This is a genomic window from Aurantimonas aggregata (assembly GCF_010500835.1).
GTDB classification, from domain to species: Bacteria; Pseudomonadota; Alphaproteobacteria; order Rhizobiales; family Rhizobiaceae; genus Aurantimonas; species Aurantimonas aggregata.
Window position 1 is genome coordinate 1 of the sequence record NZ_JAAAMJ010000083.1, and the last position, 963, is coordinate 963.

The following is a 963-nucleotide window of genomic DNA, read 5'->3' on the forward strand; positions in this document are numbered from 1 at the left end:
ATGCCGACGAAAACTTCTGTAGAATGCTCCATGGCTTGCCCTCCTGCCAGGAGGATCGGCTCGGCCTATCCGAGCAACCCTCGAACAGACAGTGTAGGGCAAGCCGCCCGGCCAAACGGACATACGGACTTGCCGGACTGCATTCCGGTCACGGAAGCCGCTGTTAAGCGGCCCGATCGATGAATAAGGCGCGCATGACAATCGCCCAAGCCGCCCAGCCTGCAAACCAGACTACCGCTAGGAAATCCGCGAACCCGCTGCCTTCCATGGAGAGCCGCAGGCATCCCAGAACGAATGCAGTGCAGGCCACAGTCGCGAGAATGCTCGCGATGTGACGATCGCTACGCCACGCCAGCAAGCTTGGAGCTGAATTGTAATGGCGAACGCATACGACCTGAATGAGGCCAATCGGCACTGACAAAAACAAGGCTAGAATGGCCATGAGCAATGTTGTGTTCTGCCAGCCATAATAGCTGAGGCCGCCATGCAAATCAGAAACATACGTGTATATACCAACAGCGATCGGCATCGTCAGCAGCCAAAACGCCGTGAGAATACCCAACCAAGCTGGTTTTTTCGGTAGCCTCATCGCCCTCTTTCTCTGCAATTGTCGCCGGTAAGCCGACCGTCGGCAATCTGCCGAATTTTGTGTCGAGGCGTTCGATCGTTTGTCGATCCGGCCGGTTTCGAACCATTCGAGCCATCTGGTAGGGGATGGGAAGTTCCGAAAGCCGACATCGGAAGATCGAAAGTTCCGCTGAGGAAAAACCTCAGCGGCCTTCCCGAAGGCGAACGTTTGGCGGCTGCAAGGTCCTTTTGCTTCAGCACGGGTTGAGCTAGCCCGGATCATGCATCAGGGCGCGCCTGACAGTCCCGTTGGACGTTGGCGGCACTGTCGGGTCGGTGTCGCCCATGCTTTTCGGGCGCGCTCGCGGTGGCGGCGCGGTTCGGGATGTTCGGGTT

The 963-nt window shown here is 57.8% G+C and carries 1 protein-coding gene; it reads right to left on the bottom strand.

All coding sequences use genetic code 11. The annotated features are described in order from the left end of the window. Window positions 1–163: 163 nt before the first annotated feature. Entirely contained in the window at window positions 164–589 is a 426-nt protein-coding gene (locus GTW51_RS23345) for a hypothetical protein (RefSeq protein ID WP_163046407.1), read from the bottom strand. Window positions 590–963 lie beyond the last annotated feature (374 nt).

What these genes read in the sequence shown, in the direction of transcription:
- GTW51_RS23345 (WP_163046407.1), bottom strand. Translation starts at nt 589, where the DNA reads ATGAGGCTACCGAAAAAACCAGCTTGGTTGGGTATTCTCACGGCGTTT.